This is a genomic window from Desulfocicer niacini (assembly GCF_054657595.1).
The window spans coordinates 1-542 of the sequence record NZ_BAAHYK010000174.1 but is presented as its reverse complement, the minus strand read 5'-3'; the positions used below and the strand labels follow the sequence as shown (position 1 = coordinate 542).

Here is a 542-nt window from a genome sequence, read left to right as displayed (position 1 = left end):
TAATTTTCAAATCTTTAAATTTTGTTTTGGCCTGAATCTCTGTATTGGAATAATCAAATAGATTTCCAATTTGCCGAATAATTGAACGGAATTTTTTTATAAAGCCCTTATCTTTTGTCTCAATTTTCTCTATTTCATATCGTTCTTCACTGCTCAAATTAGAAGGCTTTTTCAACAATGTCCACCGACATTTTCCACAATTGAGTGGCGAGCTCAAGAAGTTCTTCATTTTTTTCTTTTTCTCCGGTTGATTTAACTTCTCGCCTATACTCAAGTAGTTCTTTTTTAAGATGTTTCCATATGTTTTTTGCCGTATAAAAATGGTCAGCCTGAAACTTTGCTTTTGGAAAAACTTCTTTTATTGCTGATATATAGCTTTTTGAATAGTCTGAAAATACATAAGTGATATTCAATCCTAAGCCCTTCAATTTGTTCAAAAAAGCACTTGCTCCCGTTGCATTTTCACTATCCGCTTCATGAGTTATCAAAATTCTGTCATATTCATCCTTTATGACCATGACACACTTGTTTGTTCCCATGGA

Annotated in this window: 1 protein-coding gene; it reads right to left on the bottom strand. The window is 32.7% G+C overall.

Annotated elements, in window-relative coordinates; translation table 11 throughout:
* Window positions 1-158 precede the first annotated feature (158 nt).
* A partial coding sequence (locus ACYQ2M_RS25250; protein ID WP_459919168.1) for a transposase occupies window positions 159-542 on the bottom strand: 384 nt, incomplete at its 5' end.